The 17,861-nt window shown below is 64.5% G+C and carries 15 protein-coding genes and 1 tRNA gene; 1 reads left to right on the top strand and 15 read right to left on the bottom strand.

All coding sequences use genetic code 11. The features are described from left to right. Window positions 1–15 precede the first annotated feature (15 nt). The 14 genes from rpoB to G5V65_RS05065 form a co-directional block, all read right to left on the bottom strand. Window positions 16–4,149, bottom strand: coding sequence for a DNA-directed RNA polymerase subunit beta (gene rpoB / locus G5V65_RS05130; RefSeq protein ID WP_206526666.1), 4,134 nt, complete (start codon window positions 4,147–4,149; stop codon window positions 16–18). Window positions 4,150–4,411: 262 nt separating this feature from the next. Next, complete coding sequence (gene rplL, locus G5V65_RS05125; protein WP_031339559.1) at window positions 4,412–4,792, bottom strand: 50S ribosomal protein L7/L12; 381 nt, start codon at window positions 4,790–4,792, stop codon at window positions 4,412–4,414. Between the two features lie 66 nt (window positions 4,793–4,858). Next, window positions 4,859–5,374, bottom strand: a complete 516-nt coding sequence (gene rplJ, locus G5V65_RS05120; protein WP_165047522.1) for a 50S ribosomal protein L10 — start codon at window positions 5,372–5,374, stop codon at window positions 4,859–4,861. A 297-nt stretch (window positions 5,375–5,671) separates the two neighbouring features. Next, complete coding sequence (locus tag G5V65_RS05115; RefSeq protein WP_165047520.1) at window positions 5,672–6,394, bottom strand: glycosyltransferase domain-containing protein; 723 nt, start codon at window positions 6,392–6,394, stop codon at window positions 5,672–5,674. A 4-nt stretch (window positions 6,395–6,398) separates the two neighbouring features. Then, window positions 6,399–7,109, bottom strand: a complete 711-nt coding sequence (locus tag G5V65_RS05110; RefSeq protein WP_165047519.1) for a class I SAM-dependent methyltransferase — start codon at window positions 7,107–7,109, stop codon at window positions 6,399–6,401. A 143-nt stretch (window positions 7,110–7,252) separates the two neighbouring features. Further along, entirely contained in the window at window positions 7,253–7,951 is a 699-nt protein-coding gene (gene rplA, locus G5V65_RS05105; RefSeq protein WP_165047517.1) for a 50S ribosomal protein L1, read from the bottom strand. Between the two features lie 4 nt (window positions 7,952–7,955). Next, a complete protein-coding gene (gene rplK, locus G5V65_RS05100) occupies window positions 7,956–8,408 on the bottom strand; it encodes a 50S ribosomal protein L11 (RefSeq protein WP_165047516.1) in 453 nt (150 codons plus the stop codon). A gap of 93 nt (window positions 8,409–8,501) precedes the next feature. Continuing rightward, window positions 8,502–9,035, bottom strand: coding sequence for a transcription termination/antitermination protein NusG (gene nusG, locus G5V65_RS05095; protein ID WP_165047514.1), 534 nt, complete (start codon window positions 9,033–9,035; stop codon window positions 8,502–8,504). 157 nt (window positions 9,036–9,192) lie between these two features. Then, window positions 9,193–9,381: a preprotein translocase subunit SecE gene (gene secE, locus G5V65_RS05090; RefSeq protein WP_165047513.1), complete on the bottom strand. Its 189-nt coding sequence runs from the start codon at window positions 9,379–9,381 to the stop codon at window positions 9,193–9,195. A 98-nt stretch (window positions 9,382–9,479) separates the two neighbouring features. Continuing rightward, a complete protein-coding gene (locus G5V65_RS05085) occupies window positions 9,480–11,051 on the bottom strand; it encodes a hypothetical protein (protein WP_165047512.1) in 1,572 nt (523 codons plus the stop codon). 124 nt (window positions 11,052–11,175) lie between these two features. Next, window positions 11,176–11,251 (bottom strand) — tRNA-Trp (locus G5V65_RS05080). A gap of 82 nt (window positions 11,252–11,333) precedes the next feature. Next, window positions 11,334–11,858, bottom strand: a complete 525-nt coding sequence (locus tag G5V65_RS05075) for an alkylphosphonate utilization protein (protein WP_165047510.1) — start codon at window positions 11,856–11,858, stop codon at window positions 11,334–11,336. Between the two features lie 100 nt (window positions 11,859–11,958). Then, a complete protein-coding gene (gene tuf / locus G5V65_RS05070) occupies window positions 11,959–13,134 on the bottom strand; it encodes an elongation factor Tu (protein WP_165047509.1) in 1,176 nt (391 codons plus the stop codon). 115 nt (window positions 13,135–13,249) lie between these two features. Beyond that, the gene (locus G5V65_RS05065; protein WP_165047508.1) at window positions 13,250–13,834 is read right to left on the bottom strand and encodes a hypothetical protein; all 585 of its coding nucleotides are present in this window, start codon (window positions 13,832–13,834) and stop codon (window positions 13,250–13,252) included. A 131-nt stretch (window positions 13,835–13,965) separates the two neighbouring features. Between G5V65_RS05065 and G5V65_RS05060 the strand changes: the two genes are divergently transcribed. Beyond that, window positions 13,966–15,348 carry a cytochrome P450 gene (locus tag G5V65_RS05060; protein WP_165047506.1) on the top strand — a complete coding sequence of 461 codons (1,383 nt, stop codon included), beginning with the start codon at window positions 13,966–13,968 and terminating at the stop codon, window positions 15,346–15,348. 195 nt (window positions 15,349–15,543) lie between these two features. On the opposite strand, the gene G5V65_RS05055 is transcribed toward G5V65_RS05060, so the two are convergent. Further along, window positions 15,544–17,847 carry a DNA topoisomerase IV subunit A gene (locus G5V65_RS05055; protein WP_165047504.1) on the bottom strand — a complete coding sequence of 768 codons (2,304 nt, stop codon included), beginning with the start codon at window positions 17,845–17,847 and terminating at the stop codon, window positions 15,544–15,546. Between the last annotated feature and the right edge of the window lie 14 nt (window positions 17,848–17,861).

Here is a 17,861-nt window from a genome sequence, read left to right as displayed (position 1 = left end):
CACCCCGCCCTCCCGTCACTCCTCCTCCGCATCCAGGAGTTCCATATTCAGGCCAAGGCCGCGAACTTCCTTGACGAGCACGTTGAAGCTCTCGGGAACGCCCGCTTCGAAATTGTCCTCGCCCTTGACGATCGACTCGTAAACCTTGGTCCGGCCTGCCACGTCGTCCGACTTCACCGTCAGCATCTCCTGCAGGGTATAGGCGGCGCCATAGGCTTCCAGCGCCCAGACCTCCATCTCCCCCAGACGCTGACCGCCGAACTGCGCCTTCCCGCCCAGCGGCTGCTGCGTGACGAGGCTGTACGGCCCCGTCGAACGGGCGTGCAGCTTGTCGTCGACAAGGTGGTGCAGCTTGAGCATGTATTTCACGCCCACCGTGACCTTCCGCGCGAATTGCTCGCCCGTGCGGCCATCGAACACCACCGATTGCCCCGACTGGTCGAACCCGGCGCGGCGCAGCGCGTCGTTCACGTCCAGTTCCTTGGCCCCGTCGAAGACCGGCGTCGCAATCGGCACGCCGCGCGTCACGTTACCCGCCAGTTCCAGCAACTCGTCCTCGTCGCGGCCGGCAAAGGCCTCGTCATAGGTCTCGTCGCCATAGGCGATGCGCATCGCCTCGCGCACCGGGGTCAGGTCGCCCGACCGGCGATACTCCTTCAAGGCCTCGTCGATCTTCAGGCCAAGGCCGCGCGCGGCCCAGCCCATATGGGTTTCCAGGATCTGCCCGACGTTCATCCGCGACGGCACGCCCAGCGGGTTCAGCACCAGGTCAACCGGGGTGCCATCCGCAAGGAAGGGCATGTCCTCCATCGGCACGACCTTCGAGATGACGCCCTTGTTCCCGTGACGGCCGGCCATCTTGTCGCCCGGCTGCAGCTTGCGCTTCACCGCGACGAACACCTTGACCATCTTCATCACGCCGGGGGGCAGATCGTCGCCACGGCGCACCTTCTCGACCTTGTCGTCGAACCGGTGTTCCAGCGCGCGCTTCTGCGCCTCGAACTGGTCGTGCAGCGCCTCGACTTCCTTCGCCTCGGCCTCTTCACCCAGCGCAAGCTGCCACCACTGGCCGCGCGACAGCGTGCCCAGCAGTTCGTCATCAATGGTCGACCCGGCCTTGATGCCCTTCGGCCCCTTCACGGCGGTCTTGCCCATGATCAGCGTCTTCAGGCGCGCATAGATGTTGCGCTCCAGAATGGCCTGTTCGTCGTCCCGGTCACGGGCCAGACGTTCGACTTCCTCACGCTCGATCTGCAGCGCGCGTTCGTCCTTGTCCACGCCATGCCGGTTGAACACCCGCACTTCCACGATGGTGCCATAGGCCCCCGGCGGCAGCCGCAGCGAGGTATCCCGCACGTCCGACGCCTTTTCGCCAAAGATCGCGCGCAGAAGCTTTTCTTCCGGCGTCATCGGGCTTTCGCCCTTGGGCGTGATCTTGCCCACCAGAATATCGCCCGGCTGCACTTCGGCCCCGATATAGACGATGCCCGCCTCATCCAGGTTGCGCAGCGCTTCTTCGCCCACGTTCGGGATATCGCGCGTGATCTCTTCCGGCCCCAGCTTCGTGTCCCGCGCCGCGACTTCGTATTCCTCGATATGGATCGAGGTGAAGACGTCATCCCGCAGGATGCGTTCCGAAATCAGGATCGAGTCCTCGTAGTTGTAGCCGTTCCACGGCATGAACGCGACGACGACGTTCCGGCCAAGGGCCAGTTCGCCCATATCCGTGCAGGGACCGTCCGCGATCACCTCGCCGCGCGCGACCTTGTCGCCCACCTTCACCAGCGGACGCTGGTTGATGCAGGACGACTGGTTGGAACGCTTGAACTTGCGCAGACGATAGATGTCCACGCCCGGCTCGCCGGGTTCCAGCATCTCGGTCGCGCGCACAACGATACGCGTCGCGTCCACCTGGTCGATCACGCCCGAACGACGCGCCATGATGGCGGCACCGGAATCGCGGGCGACGACCGCCTCAATCCCCGTCCCCACGAAAGGCGCGTCCGATTGCAGCAGCGGCACCGCCTGACGCTGCATGTTCGACCCCATCAGCGCGCGGTTCGCGTCGTCATTTTCCAGGAACGGAATGAGCGAGGCCGCAACCGAAACCAGCTGCTTGGGCGACACGTCGATTAGGTCGATCGCATCCGGCGGGTTCAGCATGAATTCCCCGGCCTTCCGGCTGGAGATCAGGTCATCCCGGAACCGGCCTTCGTCATCCTGGTTCGCGTTGGCCTGCGCCACGGTGTGGCGCATTTCCTCGGTCGCCGACATGTAGATGACTTCGTCGGTCACCTGACCATCCACCACCTTGCGATAGGGGGTCTCGATGAAGCCGTACTTGTTCACGCGGGCAAAGGTGGCCAGCGAGTTGATCAGACCGATGTTCTGGCCTTCCGGCGTTTCGATCGGGCACATCCGGCCATAGTGGGTCGGGTGAACGTCGCGCACCTCAAAGCCCGCGCGTTCACGGGTCAGACCGCCCGGCCCAAGGGCCGACAGGCGGCGCTTGTGCGTCACTTCGGACAGCGGGTTCGTCTGGTCCATGAACTGCGACAGCTGGCTGGAACCAAAGAATTCCCGCACCGCCGCCGCCGCCGGCTTCGCATTGATCAGGTCCTGCGGCATGATCGTGTCGATTTCCACCGACGACATCCGCTCCTTGATCGCGCGCTCCATCCGCAGCAGGCCGACGCGGTACTGGTTTTCCATCAGCTCGCCAACCGAACGCACCCGGCGGTTGCCGAGGTGGTCGATATCGTCGATCTCGCCCTTGCCGTCGCGCAGTTCCGTCAGCGCCTTGATGCAGGCGATGATGTCCTCGCGGTCCAGCGTGCGCTGGGTGTCCGGCTTGCCGAGGTCGAGACGCATGTTCATCTTCACGCGGCCCACGGCCGACAGGTCATAGCGCTCGGAATCGAAGAACAGCGTGTCGAACAGCGCGCTGGCCGCTTCCACGGTCGGCGGCTCGCCCGGGCGCATCACGCGGTAGATGTCCATCAGCGCGGTGTCGCGGCCCATGTTCTTGTCCGCCGCCATCGTGTTGCGGATGTAGGGGCCGACATTGATGTTGTCGATGTCCAGAACCGGAATGTCGGTGATGCCCTGATCCAGCAAAAGCTTCAGGCTGCCGCCCTTCACCTCGCCGTCACGGTCATATTCCATCGTCAGCTCGTCACCGGCCTCGACCCAGATCTCGCCGGTTTCCTCGTTGATGATGTCCTTGGCGACATAGCGGCCGATGATGTGGTCGAACGGAACCAGCAGTTCCGTGATCGCGCCGTCATCCTTCCACTTCTTCACCATCCGCGGCGTGGCCTTCTCGCCCGCCTTCAGGATCACCTCGCCCGTCGCCGCATCGACCAGATCATAGGTCGGGCGCGTGCCGGAAACGCGGTTCGGGAAGAACTTGGTCACCCAGCCCTTGTTCTTCTGATGCTTGAAGGAAATGGTGTCGTAATAGGCATCCATGATGCCTTCCTGATCCATGCCCAGCGCATAAAGCAGCGTCGTCACCGGCAGCTTGCGGCGGCGGTCGATGCGCGCGAACACGATGTCCTTGGCGTCGAATTCGAAATCCAGCCACGACCCGCGATAGGGAATGATCCGGCAGGTGAACAGCAGCTTGCCGCTCGAATGCGTCTTGCCCTTGTCATGGTCGAAGAACACGCCGGGGCTGCGGTGCATCTGGGAAACGATCACCCGCTCGGTCCCGTTCACGATGAACGTGCCGTTCGACGTCATCAGGGGCATGTCGCCCATGTAGACATCCTGTTCCTTGATGTCCTTGACGGACCGGGCGCCCGTGGTCTCGTCGACATCGAACACGATCAGGCGCAGCGTCACCTTCAGCGGCGCGGCATAGGTCATGTCGCGGCTCTGGCACTCGTCCACGTCATATTTGGGCTTTTCAAGCTCGTATTTCACGAACTCCAGAACCGCCGTCTCGTTGAAATCCTTGATCGGGAACACCGATTGGAACGTGCCCTGGATCCCCTCGCCATCGGCGGGCTTGTCGCCGTCGCCCGATTTCAGGAACAGGTCGTAAGAGGATTTCTGAACCTCGATGAGGTTCGGCATCTCAAGGACTTCACGGATCTTGCCATAGTAGCGGCGGATGCGTTTCTGGCCAACGTAAGCTTGCGCCATGCTCGTCGTCACCTTTTTCTCGTGTCGCTGGCGCGGGTCCGTCGGGGCCACGGGCGCGCGCCTCTTGCGATAAGGGGTGTCAGGTTCCATTCATGCCCGCCGTCCCACCGGAGGGCTCCCGAACCTTGAACCACGCCTTGAAAGGGGCACCCACGGGGCCGGGGCGCTGTGATGCCCCTTTCAAGACAGGTTCGGCTGGGCCGGGGAAATCCCCGACCCAGCCTGAAAACCGATGTCAGAATGCGTTGCGCATTCCGCCCGATTACTTCAGTTCGACCTTGGCGCCAGCCTCTTCGAACTTCTTCTTCATCGCTTCGGCGTCGGCTTTCGAGATGCCTTCCTTGACCTTGCCACCGGCTTCGGTCAGGTCCTTGGCTTCCTTCAGGCCCAGACCGGTGATTTCGCGCACGACCTTGATCACGTTGATCTTGTTCGCGCCGGCATCCGTCAGGACGACGTCGAATTCGGTCTGCTCTTCGGCCGGGGCAGCAGCAGCGCCAGCAGCCGGACCAGCGGCCATCATGACGGCGCCACCGGCGGCCGGCTCGATGCCGTACTTGTCCTTCAGGATGGTCTTCAGTTCCTGAGCCTGCAGGAGGGTCAGGCCGACGATGTCTTCGGCGAGTTTGTTCAGATCAGCCATTTTGCTCATTCCGTTCTAAAGATGGGGTCCAACGCAGTGGGGTCAACCACGCGGGTATTCCTCGGATCAGGCCGCAGCCTTCTCCTCGATGGTCGACAGGATGCTTGCGATGTTCGAAGCAGGCGCGCCGATCGCACCAGCGATGTTCGAAGCAGGTGCCCCGATGCACGACACGATCTGAGCGATAAGCTCTTCGCGCGACGGCATGGAAGCCACAGCCTTGACACCGGCCTGGTCGAGAACCTCGCCGCCCATGGACCCGCCAAGGATGACGAACTTTTCGTTCGTCTTGGCATAGGCCTCGGTCACCTTCGCCGCAGCGACAGGGTCTTCCGAATAGGCAAGCACGGTCATGCCCGTAAGCAGGTCACCCATCTGTGCGCCGGGTTTCCCTTCAAGGGCGATCTTGGCGAGCTTGTTCTTGGCAACGCGAACGGACCCGCCAACTTCGCGCATTTTCGCGCGCAGGTCCTGCATCTGTGCAACCGTCATACCCGTGTAGTGGGCAACCACCACAACGCCAGAGCTTTCGAAGATCTGGCCGAGTTCCTCGACCACTTTCTCTTTCTGGGCTCTATCCACAGTTTCACTCCAAGTGTGGGGGTTTCCCCCCGGCTCATGTTTGCCCCCGCAAGCAGGGGCGTTCGGGTCCGAATGATGTCCCGAGGTCCTGATCGCCCGAGGAAAACCCCCGGAAATCCGTCTCGTTCACTCATCTCAGGAGGGAAATTAAGCAAGGCTTGCACCCCGCACCCACCGTCTCGGACAAAGGATACCCAACCAGCGTGACGAATCACGCGGGCAGGGTATGGGCGCTGAATATCCATTCCACGCGCCCTTTCCAAGCCCCCGCATCGCGCGGCCCGGCTTTTGCCGCCCTCACTCCGCGGCAGCGGCGGCCTTCCTTGCCACTGATGCCTGGAACTTCAGCCGCTTCCAGCGCCGGAAAAAGGGCCAGATGGCGATATCGGTCATGCCAAAGGGCAGAACCCGCAGCGGATAGCCGCTCTGCCACAGCATGAAGGGCAGCGACACCTGATCCCGGCGCGAAAACGCCATGTAGTGATCATGCCAGGCATCGTTGAAGGCATCCGTCGCCGGATCGCCCATCTTCTGGATCATCACCGTATTGACGAACAGCCCCCAATCCTCGGGGAAACCCGCCGCCTGGTAATGCGCCACCTGCCGCCGGTAATCGGCCCGCGGGATCTTGCCCTGCCGCATGCACAGCCGCGCCTCGCGATAGGCGCAGACGCGCCGCTTGTGCCGGAACAGATAGCGCCCTGCTGGCGCCCCCCCGGGATAAAGCGCCTCGATCCGCGCCACGATCTCGGCCGGCGGCAGGCTCAGCTTCGCGCCGTTGTCGATATAGATGACCCAGTCCTGATCGCCAAAGAACAGATGCGGCCGCAGCTTCGCCAGCCGCGACAGCCGCCCCGCATCGCCCTCGCCCTCGGCCTGGCGGAAGATCACGCCGGGGGTTGCCAGATCCGCATGATCGGTAAAGACCACGCGCGCATGATCGCCCTCCTGCGCCGTGGCCTCGGGGTTGAAAGGCTCGTACAGCCCGAAATAGCAGCTATAGACCGTGATCCGCGCCATTCCGTCACGCGGTCGCGCGGAAGATCACCGTCCGTATCTGCTTGCGCTTGTGGAACCCGCCGTCGATCACCTCGGCGACCTCGCCCTTGCCTGCGCAAAGCCGGTTCAGCATCATCACCAGCCCGGCCTCGGAAATCCCGAAGGGATCCATCGCCGAAACCCGCGCGGGCCGATAGTTCCAGCCGTGGTCCAGCATCAGGAACCCGCCCGGCTTCAGGCAACTGACCCAGCCGGTAAAGGCGCGCTCGGGGTCGTAGGAATGATCCCAGGAATTGGAATAGATGAAATCCATCTTGCCCAGCCAGGCCGGATCGACATCGTGGAAATCCCACTGGATCGTATGCGGAAATTCCGTCGCGGTATCCGAAATCTCGGTCCCGATCACATTGGCCCCGCCGCCGATATGCTGGCGGAACCAAAGCTGCTCGTTCCCGCGCCGCGTGCCGTGGCACAGGCCCTTCTTCGGCTTCTTCCCCTGCGCCTTCATGTATTCGGAAAGGATGCGGATATGCTCCTCCGGCACCCACTGGTTCTCGATCTTCATCTTGTTCGCTTCGGTCTGAAGCTTGCGATAAAGCTCAAGGTCGAACCCGTCGCCACCGTCATAGCGGAACAGGCGCATCTCGCCCTCTTCCAGCACCGATGCCCCGTCGATCTTCTGCACGTCCTCGGCGGCAAGGCGGCGCTTCAGATGCCGCATATCCCGGTCGTCCATTCTCGGTCACTCCTGCACTCACCCCGGGGTCTCGCGCCCCTTGCGGGAAAGGCTAACGGAACACCCGATACCAGACAACAGAAACGGCCGCATCGCTGCGGCCGTTTCCAGTAATCTCACAGACTGGCGCCTTGGCGCAACAATCAGTTGGCGGTGGCCGAGGTCAGGTCAACCGAAACGCCCGGGCCCATGGTCGACGACAGCGAGACCTTCTTCAGATAGGCCCCCTTGGCACCCGACGGCTTGGCCTTGTTCACCGCGTCCACGAAGGCGCGCACGTTCTGGGCCAGCTTCTCGGCGTCGAACGAAACCTTGCCGATCCCGCCATGAATGACCCCGGCCTTCTCGACCTTGAACTGCACTTCGCCGCCCTTGGCCGCTTCGACGGCGGATTTCACATCCATCGTCACCGTGCCGACCTTCGGGTTCGGCATCAGGTTGCGCGGGCCCAGGATCTTGCCCAGACGGCCGACCAGCGGCATCAGGTCCGGCGTCGCGATGCAGCGATCGAACTCGATCTTGCCGCCCATGATGGTTTCCATCAGGTCTTCCGCACCCACGATATCCGCACCGGCAGCCTTGGCCTCATCGGCCTTGGCGCCACGGGCGAAGACCGCCACGCGCACGGTCTTGCCCGTGCCGTTCGGCAGTTGCACCACGCCGCGCACCATCTGGTCCGCATGGCGGGGATCGACGCCAAGGTTCATCGCGATTTCGACCGTCTCGTCGAACTTGGCCGAAGCCGCCTTCTTGATCAGGGCCACAGCATCCTCGACCGACAGGTTGGTCGCGGTGCCAAAGATTTCCTGCGCTGCACGCGAGCGCTTACCGAGCTTTGCCATGATCTCAGCCCTTCACTTCGATGCCGCAGGACTTCGCCGAACCCAGGATGATCTGCATCGCAGCTTCAACCGTGTTCGCGTTCAGGTCCTTCATCTTCGTCTCGGCGATCTGGCGGATCTGCGCCACGGTCACCGAACCCGCCACTTCGCGGCCCGGCTTGGCCGAACCCTTCGGACGGTTGCGCTTGCCCACTTCCGGCAGGCCCGCGGCCTTTTTCAGAAGATAGGAGGCCGGCGCCGTCTTCAGCTCAAGGCTGAACGACTTGTCCTGATAATAGGTGATAACAACGGGCGTCGGGGTTCCCGGCGCGATGTCGGCGGTCTTCGCGTTGAATTCCTTCACGAAGGCCATGATGTTCAGGCCGCGCTGACCCAGGGCCGGGCCCACGGGGGGCGACGGGTTGGCCTGCTGGGCCTTCACTTGCAGCTTCAGGCTGCCGATTACTTTCTTGGCCATTGGCCATCTCCTTTGTCACAGCGCCCGAAGGCGCGGTTTAGTGGTCCGGTCCGTCACCCCGTCACAGGGCGCTCGCCTCCCACGCGATGCACGTCAGATGCCCTTGGACACCTGCGTGAATTCCAGCTCGACCGGGGTCGCCCGGCCAAAGATCGAAACCGAAACCTTCAGGCGGCTGTGGTCTTCGTCCACCTCTTCCACCATCCCGTCAAAGCCCTCGAACGGGCCATCGGTCACTTTCACCTTCTCGCCGATCTCGAAGCGGATCAGGTTGCGCGGCTGCGCCTCGCCCTCTTCCACACGGTTCAGGATCGCGTTCACTTCCGCATCCCGCATCGGCATCGGCTTGCCCTGCGGGCCAAGGAACCCGGTCACCCGGTTGATCGACGAAATCAGGTGATAGCCCTTGTTCGACATCTCCATCCGCACCAGCACATAGCCGGGCATGAAGCGCCGCTCGCTCGTCACCTTCTTGCCGCGCCGGACCTCAAGCACTTCCTCGGTCGGCACCAGCACTTCGTCGATCTCGTCCTGCAGCCCGGCCTCGATCACGGCCGTCCGGATCTGCTCGGCCACCTTCTTCTCGAAATTCGAGAGAACGCTCACCGAATACCAGCGCTTCGCCATGCCTCATCCACCTTGCGTCAACGGGGGCGGACCCCCTGTAATTTCAGTGCTTTCAGGAACAAAAAACAGCGCGCAACCGAATCGCTGCGCGCCCTTGTCCCTTGATCAGGGGCGCAGATACAGGCGCGCCCCCATGAATTCAAGGCAAAACAGGCCCTCAGCCCAGGATCGCGCGCAGCCCGGCCCGGATGCCCAGATCGACCAGGCTGAAGAAGGTCGCGGTCAGCGCGGCCATGATGAAGACCATGATCGTGGTCAGCAGCACCTCGCGCCGGGTCGGCCAGACGACCTTGCCGACTTCGGTTCGCACCTGCTGCAGAAAGGTGATGGGGTTGGTCTTGGCCATTTTGACTGATCCGCGCATGACTGTTGCCGGGCAGATACGCCGGATGGTCCCCGATTTCAAGGGAAAGCGGCCCTGCCGCCTGCCCCCACCCCCTGCCCCTAGCGCAGCCGGTCCGAAATCCGGTCCCAGGGATCGCGGCGCAGCGGCACGGCGCGCCTGCGCGCCCGGCGCGCCACGGCCAGCCCGCCGATGGCGGCCAGCGCCGATCCCAGCGCCACCAGAACCGCAATCCCGATCTGGCCCTGCCATAGGCCACCGCCCATGGCGGCGGCCAGCAGGGCAGACGGGTCGATCCCGCCCAGGCCCTTGTCCAGGATCCCGCCGATCCGCTCCATCACGCCTTGCTCCGCCACAGTCTCGGGCGTCGGCACGGAAACAAAGGCCGGGCCGCTTTCCTCTTCCGCAAAGGCGGGATCTTCCGTGATCGCCTTCCGCACGGCATCCGCAGGCGACATGCCCGCCTCGATATCCAGCGCGACCTGATCCTTCGGCATGGGTTCCGGATCGCCGACCTGCGGCAGGGACTGCCCCAAACCCGCATCCTCCACCCTTGCTGCCAGCGCAGGCTCCGCCTCCGCCATCTCGGCAAGCGGCGCGTCCGACATTCCCGACATTGCCGCCATATCCGATGTGATCTGCCCCATCTGGCCAACCGGCAGCACGTTCAATCCGCTGAACCCGGCATAGACCAGCAGATACAATCCCACGGCCAGCGTCAGCTTGCGCATCAACCCGCCCGCCGCCACAAGCCGCCCCAGAACCGAACCCGAACGCCCCCCGCTGGCGCCCTGCGACACCGGCCCGCCTTCGGCCTGTGCGGGTGTCCCGGCCAAGGCCGCCTGCTTGGCCTTCACCGCCTCCAGCGGCGACCAGGCCCCGCCCTCGGGCGGCAGCGTCATCGCCGGGCTTGCGGCGGCCTGCGGCTGCAGCGGTGCAGCGGCCGTCCCCATCGCCCCGGGGCGCACCGGCAACGGGCTGTCCGCCCAGACGGATCCCTCTGCCTTCTGCTTCCGCCGCCGCGCCGAGACGAACTTCATCAGCGCCAGCAGCGCCGCCACCATCCCCGCCCCGCCGATCATCGTCGCATTGCGGGCAGGTGCATCCGGATCAGCGGCAAGCGCCACCTCCCGCCCCTCAAGATAGGGCTCCACCACCAGGAAATCCGCATCCTTCATCAGGCCGCGCTCCTTGAGCGCGTCATCGACCATGCCCGAAAGATCCGCGCGCGACTCCTTCGCCCCGTTCAGCCGGAACACCATGCGCGGGTCACCCTCGTCCACGATGTTCTGCACCACCATCCCGACAAAGGCATCGACCTGCGCCGGAGGCAGCACCACCACGCCCCGCGCCACCTTGCTCTCCGGCCCGTCCCCCGGCCCGAACAGCACGAACATCCGCCGCACCGTATCGGTGCCCTTCCGTTCCTTCGTCAGCTCGTAATTGTGATCCGTATTCACCCAGGCCGTGACATGCACCTCATCGGCCAGCCCCACATCCGCCGCCGTGAAGGCATCCAGCGCCACAGGCTCCGGCGCCCCGGTCAAAAGCGCCTCTGCCTTTTCCGCCTCATGTTGGGCAACCCATTGGCTGCTCTGCTGGGCCAGCCAGAACAGACCGGCCGCAATCACCGCCATCACGGGCCATGGCAGGCCAAAGAGAACACGGAACATGCACAAGCCTCCCCACAAAGGACGATGCAGCCTGCGCCCGCATCACGCCGTCATCGCGACGAAGTCACGAAATCTTTGCGGCTTTTCTGGGAAGGGGGGGGCATGCGGATCACCGCAGCGGGCCTGGCAGGGGCAGCAGGACTCGAACCCGCGACCCTCGGTTTTGGAGACCGATGCTCTACCAACTGAGCTATACCCCTAGGCCTGAGGGTGGCAGTATTCCATGGCCACGGGGATTTCAAGACCCCGCTGCCGGCCCATGCCCAAGTTTCTGCCAGCCGGTCAGGACTTCTTCACATACTGGCACAGGATCACGATCTGCTGTCCGTTCACCCGGCCCTCGATCTGGGCCGCATTGTCCGGCACCAGCCGGATCCCCCGCACCGCCGTGCCGCGCTTGGCGGTGAAGCCCGCGCCCTTCACGTCCAGATCCTTGATCAGCGTCACCGTATCGCCCTGCGCCAGCACCGCCCCATGGGCATCACGATGGTCTATCCCCTTCGCCTCGGCCCCGATCCCCGCCTGTGCCAGCGCCAGAACCTCCGGCTCCAGCCAGACCTGCGCCAGCAAATCCGCCGCCCAGCCCTCGGCCTTCAGCGCGTCCAGCAGCCGCCAGGCCGCGATCTGCACCGCCGCCTCGCCCGACCAGACCGCATCCGCAAGACAGCGCCAGCGCGGCCCCGGCGTCATATCGCCGCCCAGCCCCGCCGCGCAGAGGGGGCACAGCGCCAGAACCTCGTCCGTGGCCGCCAGCGGCACGGGGCCAACCTCTTCGACCGCCGCACAGATCGCACAGGAAACAGACATCACGGACTCCGCTTTGAACCGCCGGAAATGAAAAGGCGCGCGGGGGGAACCCCGCGCGCCCGTTTTTGGCAAGGCGGGGTTCACCCCGCCCGGCGCATGATCACTTGATGATCTTCGAGACGACGCCTGCGCCGACGGTGCGGCCGCCTTCACGGATGGCGAAGCGCAGCTTCTCTTCCATCGCGATCGGGGCGATCAGCTCCACCTCGAACTTCAGGTTGTCGCCCGGCATCACCATCTCGGTGCCTTCCGGAAGCTTCACCGTCCCCGTCACGTCCGTCGTGCGGAAGTAGAACTGCGGGCGGTAGTTCGCGAAGAACGGCGTGTGACGGCCGCCTTCTTCCTTCGTCAGGATATAGGCCTCGGCTTCGAAATGGGTGTGCGGGTTCACCGACTTCGGCTTGCACAGCACCTGCCCACGCTCCACGCCCTCACGGTCGATGCCGCGCAGCAGCACGCCGACGTTGTCGCCAGCTTCCCCACGATCCAAGAGCTTGCGGAACATTTCCACGCCCGTGCAGACCGATTTCTTCGTCTCGCGGATACCCACGATCTCAACCTCGTCGCCGACGTTGATCACGCCACGCTCCACACGCCCGGTCACAACCGTGCCGCGGCCCGAGATCGAGAACACGTCTTCGATCGGCATCAGGAAGGGCTGGTCGATCGCACGCGCCGGGGTCGGGATATAGCTGTCCACGGCGGCCATCAGCGCGCGGATGGAATCCTCGCCGATGTCCTTGCGCTCGCCGATCATGGCCTGGTGGGCCGAACCCTTGATGATCGGGATGTCGTCGCCGGGATAGTCATAGGACGAGAAGAGCTCGCGCACTTCCATCTCCACGAGTTCCAGCAGTTCCTCGTCATCAACAAGGTCAACCTTGTTCATGTAGCAGACCATGTAGGGAATGCCCACCTGACGGCCCAGCAGGATATGCTCGCGCGTCTGCGGCATCGGGCCGTCCGAGGCCGCGCAGACCAGGATCGCGCCGTCCATCTGCGCGGCACCCGTGATCATGTTCTTCACATAGTCGGCGTGGCCGGGGCAGTCGACGTGGGCGTAGTGACGGTTCTCCGTCTCGTATTCCACATGCGCGGTCGAGATCGTGATGCCACGCGCCCGCTCTTCCGGCGCACCGTCGATCTGGTCATAGGCGCGGAATTCGCCGAAATACTTCGTGATCGCCGCCGTCAGCGTCGTCTTGCCATGGTCAACGTGGCCGATCGTGCCAATGTTGACGTGCGGTTTCGTCCGTTCAAACTTTGCCTTTGCCATGTCTTCGGGCCTTCGGATTGGGGGGCCGGAACTGGCCCAGTGCTACTCGGGCGGCGAATTAAGCCGCCAAGCGGGGAAAATCAAGCGGGAACGGCAGCTTTCTCGACCGATGCGATCAGCGCCCGCCGACGGGGCGGCCCTGGCGCACCGGCTCCGGCGCCTTGGGCGGCAGGCCGAACCATTCGGGATTGTCCACCAGCCATTCCTCGACCCGCTTCACCGCATTGTAGGACAGCGCCTCCATCTGCTCCTTGCGGTTCCGCGTCAGCCCGGTGCCGATCACCGTCTCGCCCGACAGGCTTTCGAAGACCGTGATCTGCTTGCCCTCGGCATTCAGCTTCTGCTCGGCCGCGTCGTCCCAGATATTGGCGGTGATCACCAGCACCGACTTGGGCGCCGCCACCACCGGAATGCCGGGCGGGGCCAGCGCATAGCCATCGACCGAGATGCCGATATTGTAAAGCTTCGACCCCTGATACCGGCCGAACCGCTTGGCCACGGCCTCCTGCATCACGGCTTCCCATTCCTCCACCGATGCCTCGCGCGAGATCGGAACCTTCTGCACATTGTCCGCCACGATGATGTTCAGCCCCAGCGCGAAATCCCCCAGCGGAACGGGCGGTTCCTCCAGATCGTTGCGGCCACAGGCGGCCAGCAGGGCGAATGCGGCGAAAAGGACCGTACGGCGAAGGATCAGCATGGGGTCTCCCGACTGGCGCGGCCGCTTGGCCTTTCCCCCCCGATAGCGGCTGAATGCGATGCGCGCAACGGTCGCCCTTTCCGGGGGGCATCCCCCCGCCTATCTCTGCCCTGATGCAGAAAGGCCCGCCCATGCCCGCACCCGCCCGGCCAGATCCCGCCCCCGCGCCCGCCGCCCTGCCCGTCCGCGTGGCGCTTGCCACCGAACCCTTGGGCATCCTCGGCACGCTCCGCGCGGGCCGCCGCAACGTGCTGGAACTCATCCCCGAAATCGCCACCCATGCCCCCATCATCTCCAACTCGCGCGGCAAGCGCTGGCATATGGTCATGGATCCCGATGCCCTGCGCCGCATCCTGCGCGACCGGCTGGAGGATTACCCCAAATCCGATGTCACCAAGCTGATCCTCGGCCCCGGCATCGGCCAGTCGCTCTTCATCGCCGAAGGGCAGGAATGGCTCTGGCAGCGCCGCACCGCCGCCCCCGTCTTCTCGCATCGCAACGTGGCAAACCTCGCCCCCGTGATGACTGCCGCCGCCGAACGCGCCTCCGCCCGCTTCGCCACGGCCATCGGCCGCGCGGCGGATGCCTTCGACGAGATGGTCACCGCCACCTTCGAGGTGATCTCCGACGTCACCTTCTCGGGCGGCGACGGCTTTGATCGCGATGCCGTCCACCGCGCCATCGACGCCTATATCTCGCAGACCGCCAAGGTCTCGCTGCTCGATGTCATCGGCGCCCCGCCCTGGGTGCCGCGCCCCTCGCGCATGGTCGCAGGCTCCGGCCTGCGCGACATGAAGCGCGTCGCCGATCAGGCCATCGCCCGCCGCCGCGCCGCGGGCAGCCCCGGCATTCCCGACCTGCTCGATCTGCTCATGGCGGGCGAAGACCCGAAATCCGGCCGCCGCATGACAACGGAAGAGATTCGCGACAACCTCCTCACCTTCATCGTCGCGGGCCATGAAACCACCGCCCTCACCCTGTCCTGGGCGCTATACCTCTGCGCCTTCGATCCCGCCGTGCAAGAGGCCGCCCGAGCCGAGGCGCAGGCCCTTCTCGGCCCCCGCGCCGCCACGGCCGAAGATGTGCCAAAGCTCCCCTATATCCGGCAGGTCATCGACGAAACCCTCCGCCTCTACCCGCCCGCCGCCTTCCTGTCGCGCAGCGCGCAACGCGCCGATGAACTCTGCGGGCGCGAGGTGCGGCGCGGCGATACCGTCATCCTGCCCATCTACGCGCTGCACCGGCACAAGAAACTCTGGTCCGATCCCGACCGCTTCGATCCCGCCCGCTTCGCCCCCGGCCACCAGACGGACCGCTTCGCCTTCCTGCCCTTCGGCGATGGCCCCCGCATCTGCATCGGCGCGAATTTCGCGATCCAGGAGGCGGTCATCATCCTTGCCACGCTGCTGGCCCGCTTCCGCTTTGCCCCGATCCCGGGCAAGGATCCCAAACCGGTGATGATCCTGACCCTCCGCCCCGAAGGCGGCGTCTGGCTGAAGGTCGACCGGGCCTGAAGCGCCGGGATCCGTTGCCACAGGCAACACCTACGGAAATTCTGCAATCCGCAGTTGATAAGTTCGCACTTCAGCATAATCTATGGTCGGGCGCTCGCGCCCCTGTGCAGTAACGAGTGAGCGTCCGGAACGGCCCATCCTGTTCCGGACAGTTCGCTTCCCAGTCCGGCGATAGCCCAAGGCCCGCCCCCCGGCTCAGGTAAAGCGGTTGTCCCGCGGGAACCCGCGCGGTGCCATCTTGCCCGCCCCGGCCCGCGGCCCCTGCCATTCGGTCAGGATCGTTTCCGTCCGCGTCCGCCCGGCCGGATCCTTCCACGAAAGCCCCTCGGCCAGCGTGAAGGTCATGGCATCCGACAACCCGCCATCCTTGTATTTCTGCAGCCGCACGCCCTTGCCCTTGGCCATCTCCGGCAGTTCCGCCAGCGGGAAGACCAGCAGCTTGCGGTTATCCCCCACCACCGCCACCGTATCCCCCGAAACCCGGCGGCAGAGCGCGGTCTTCACCCCGTCCTTCACCGTCAGAACCTGCTTGCCCGCCCGCGTCTGGGCCAGCACCTCATCCGACGGCACCACGAACCCATCGCCCGCCGTGGACGCCACCAAGAGCTTCTCACCCGCACGGAAGATCATCAATTCCACGATCTCCGCCTCGTTCGGCAGATCGACCATCAGGCGCACAGGCTCGCCCATTCCCCGCCCGCCGGGCAGGTTCGCGCCCAGCAGCGTGTAGAACCGCCCGTTGCTGCCAACCAGCAGGATCTTGTCCGTCGTCTCGGCGTGAAAGATGAACCGCCCCTCGTCGCCGTCCTTGAACTTCACCTCCGAATCCAGCGCCACCTGCCCCTTCATCGCGCGGATCCAGCCCATCTTGGAACAGATCACCGTGATCGGCTCCCGCTCGATCATCGCCTCGAAGGGCACGTCCTCGGTATCGCCCATCTCGGCAAACGTAGTGCGCCGCTTGCCCTCGACCGTATCCTTGCCGAACTTCTTGCGGATCTCCTCAAGCTCCGTCCCGATCTTCTTCCACTGGCGCTTCTCGCTCTCCAGCAGATCGGCGAGGTCCGCCCGCTCCTTCATCAACTCATCCCGCTCGCGGATCAGCTCCATCTCCTCCAGCCGCCGCAAGGACCGCAGCCGCATGTTCAGGATGGATTCCGCCTGAAGCTCCGTCAGTTCCCCCTCGCCCGGCGGGGGCGAGACATAATCTTTCTCCGACGTCGCGCGGACATGATCCTTGCCCCAATCCTCCGCCATCAGGGCGCGCTTGGGGTCCTCGTCATAGCGGATGATGTCGATGACCCGGTCCAGATTCAGGAAGGCGATGATGAAGCCTTCCAGCACCTCCAGCCGGTGGTCGATCTTCTCCATCCGGTGTTCCGACCGCCGCCGCAGCACGTCGCGCCGATGATCAAGGAAGGCCCGCAGCACCTCTTTCAGGGAACAGACCTTCGGCACCTTGCCGTCGATCAGCACGTTCATGTTCAGGCTGAACCGGATCTCCAGATCGCTGTTCTTGAACAGCGTCCCCATCAGGACATCGGGTTCCACCGTCCGCGCCCGCGGCTCCAGCACGATCCGCACGTCATCGGCGGATTCATCCCGCACATCGGCCAGCAGCGGGATCTTCTTCGTCGTGATCAGTTCCGCCAGCTTCTCGATCAGCTTGGACTTCTGCACCTGATAGGGAATCTCGGTGACCACGATCTGCCAGGTCCCGCGCCCCAGATCCTCCACCTCCCATTTCGCGCGCAGCCGGAACGCCCCGCGCCCCGTGCGATAGGCATCAAGGATATTCTCGCGCGGCTCCACCAGAACCCCGCCCGTCGGGAAATCCGGCCCCGGCACGAAGGCCACCAGGTCCTCGTCCGTGATACCGGGATTGCCCAGCATCGCATGGCAGGCCCCGATCAACTCATCCAGGTTGTGCGGCGGAATGTTCGTGGCCATCCCCACCGCGATACCCGACGACCCATTCGCCAGCAGGTTCGGGAATGCCGCAGGCATGACGACCGGCTCTTCCAGCGTGCCGTCATAATTCGGGCGGAAGTCCACGGCGTTCTCCGCCAGCCCTTCCATCAGCGTCTCGGCAATCGCCGTCAGCCGCGCCTCGGTGTATCGGCTGGCCGCAGGGTTATCCCCGTCGATATTGCCGAAATTCCCCTGCCCGTCGACCAGCGGGTAGCGCACGTTGAAATCCTGCGCCAGACGCGCCATCGCGTCATAGATCGCGGCATCGCCATGGGGGTGATAGTTCCCCATCACATCGCCGCTGATCTTGGCCGATTTGCGGAATCCCCCCGTCGCCGTCAGCCGCAACTCCCGCATCGCGTAAAGGATTCGCCGATGCACCGGCTTCAACCCGTCCCGCGCATCGGGCAGCGCGCGATGCATGATCGTGGACAAGGCATAGGTCAGATACCGCTCGCCGATGGCGCGGCTCAGCGGTTCTGCCACCAGAATGGGCTCTATCTTGGGGGTTTCGGGCGTGTCGGACATGGATGTTGTGTAAT

It is taken from the genome of Paragemmobacter kunshanensis, from assembly GCF_011059185.1.
Taxonomy (GTDB): domain Bacteria; phylum Pseudomonadota; class Alphaproteobacteria; order Rhodobacterales; family Rhodobacteraceae; genus Paragemmobacter; species Paragemmobacter kunshanensis.
Note: the sequence above shows the minus strand (reverse complement) of the source record. Positions and strands in the feature narration are given on the sequence as shown.

Coding starts and splice junctions, on each gene's coding strand:
- rpoB (WP_206526666.1), bottom strand. CDS start 4,149: ATGGCGCAAGCTTACGTTGGCCAGAAACGCATCCGCCGCTACTATGGC.
- rplL (WP_031339559.1), bottom strand. CDS start 4,792: ATGGCTGATCTGAACAAACTCGCCGAAGACATCGTCGGCCTGACCCTC.
- G5V65_RS05115 (WP_165047520.1), bottom strand. CDS start 6,394: ATGGCGCGGATCACGGTCTATAGCTGCTATTTCGGGCTGTACGAGCCT.
- G5V65_RS05110 (WP_165047519.1), bottom strand. CDS start 7,109: ATGGACGACCGGGATATGCGGCATCTGAAGCGCCGCCTTGCCGCCGAG.
- rplA (WP_165047517.1), bottom strand. CDS start 7,951: ATGGCAAAGCTCGGTAAGCGCTCGCGTGCAGCGCAGGAAATCTTTGGC.
- rplK (WP_165047516.1), bottom strand. CDS start 8,408: ATGGCCAAGAAAGTAATCGGCAGCCTGAAGCTGCAAGTGAAGGCCCAG.
- nusG (WP_165047514.1), bottom strand. CDS start 9,035: ATGGCGAAGCGCTGGTATTCGGTGAGCGTTCTCTCGAATTTCGAGAAG.
- secE (WP_165047513.1), bottom strand. CDS start 9,381: ATGGCCAAGACCAACCCCATCACCTTTCTGCAGCAGGTGCGAACCGAA.
- G5V65_RS05085 (WP_165047512.1), bottom strand. CDS start 11,051: ATGTTCCGTGTTCTCTTTGGCCTGCCATGGCCCGTGATGGCGGTGATT.
- G5V65_RS05075 (WP_165047510.1), bottom strand. CDS start 11,858: ATGTCTGTTTCCTGTGCGATCTGTGCGGCGGTCGAAGAGGTTGGCCCC.
- tuf (WP_165047509.1), bottom strand. CDS start 13,134: ATGGCAAAGGCAAAGTTTGAACGGACGAAACCGCACGTCAACATTGGC.
- G5V65_RS05065 (WP_165047508.1), bottom strand. CDS start 13,834: ATGCTGATCCTTCGCCGTACGGTCCTTTTCGCCGCATTCGCCCTGCTG.
- G5V65_RS05060 (WP_165047506.1), top strand. CDS start 13,966: ATGCCCGCACCCGCCCGGCCAGATCCCGCCCCCGCGCCCGCCGCCCTG.
- G5V65_RS05055 (WP_165047504.1), bottom strand. CDS start 17,847: ATGTCCGACACGCCCGAAACCCCCAAGATAGAGCCCATTCTGGTGGCA.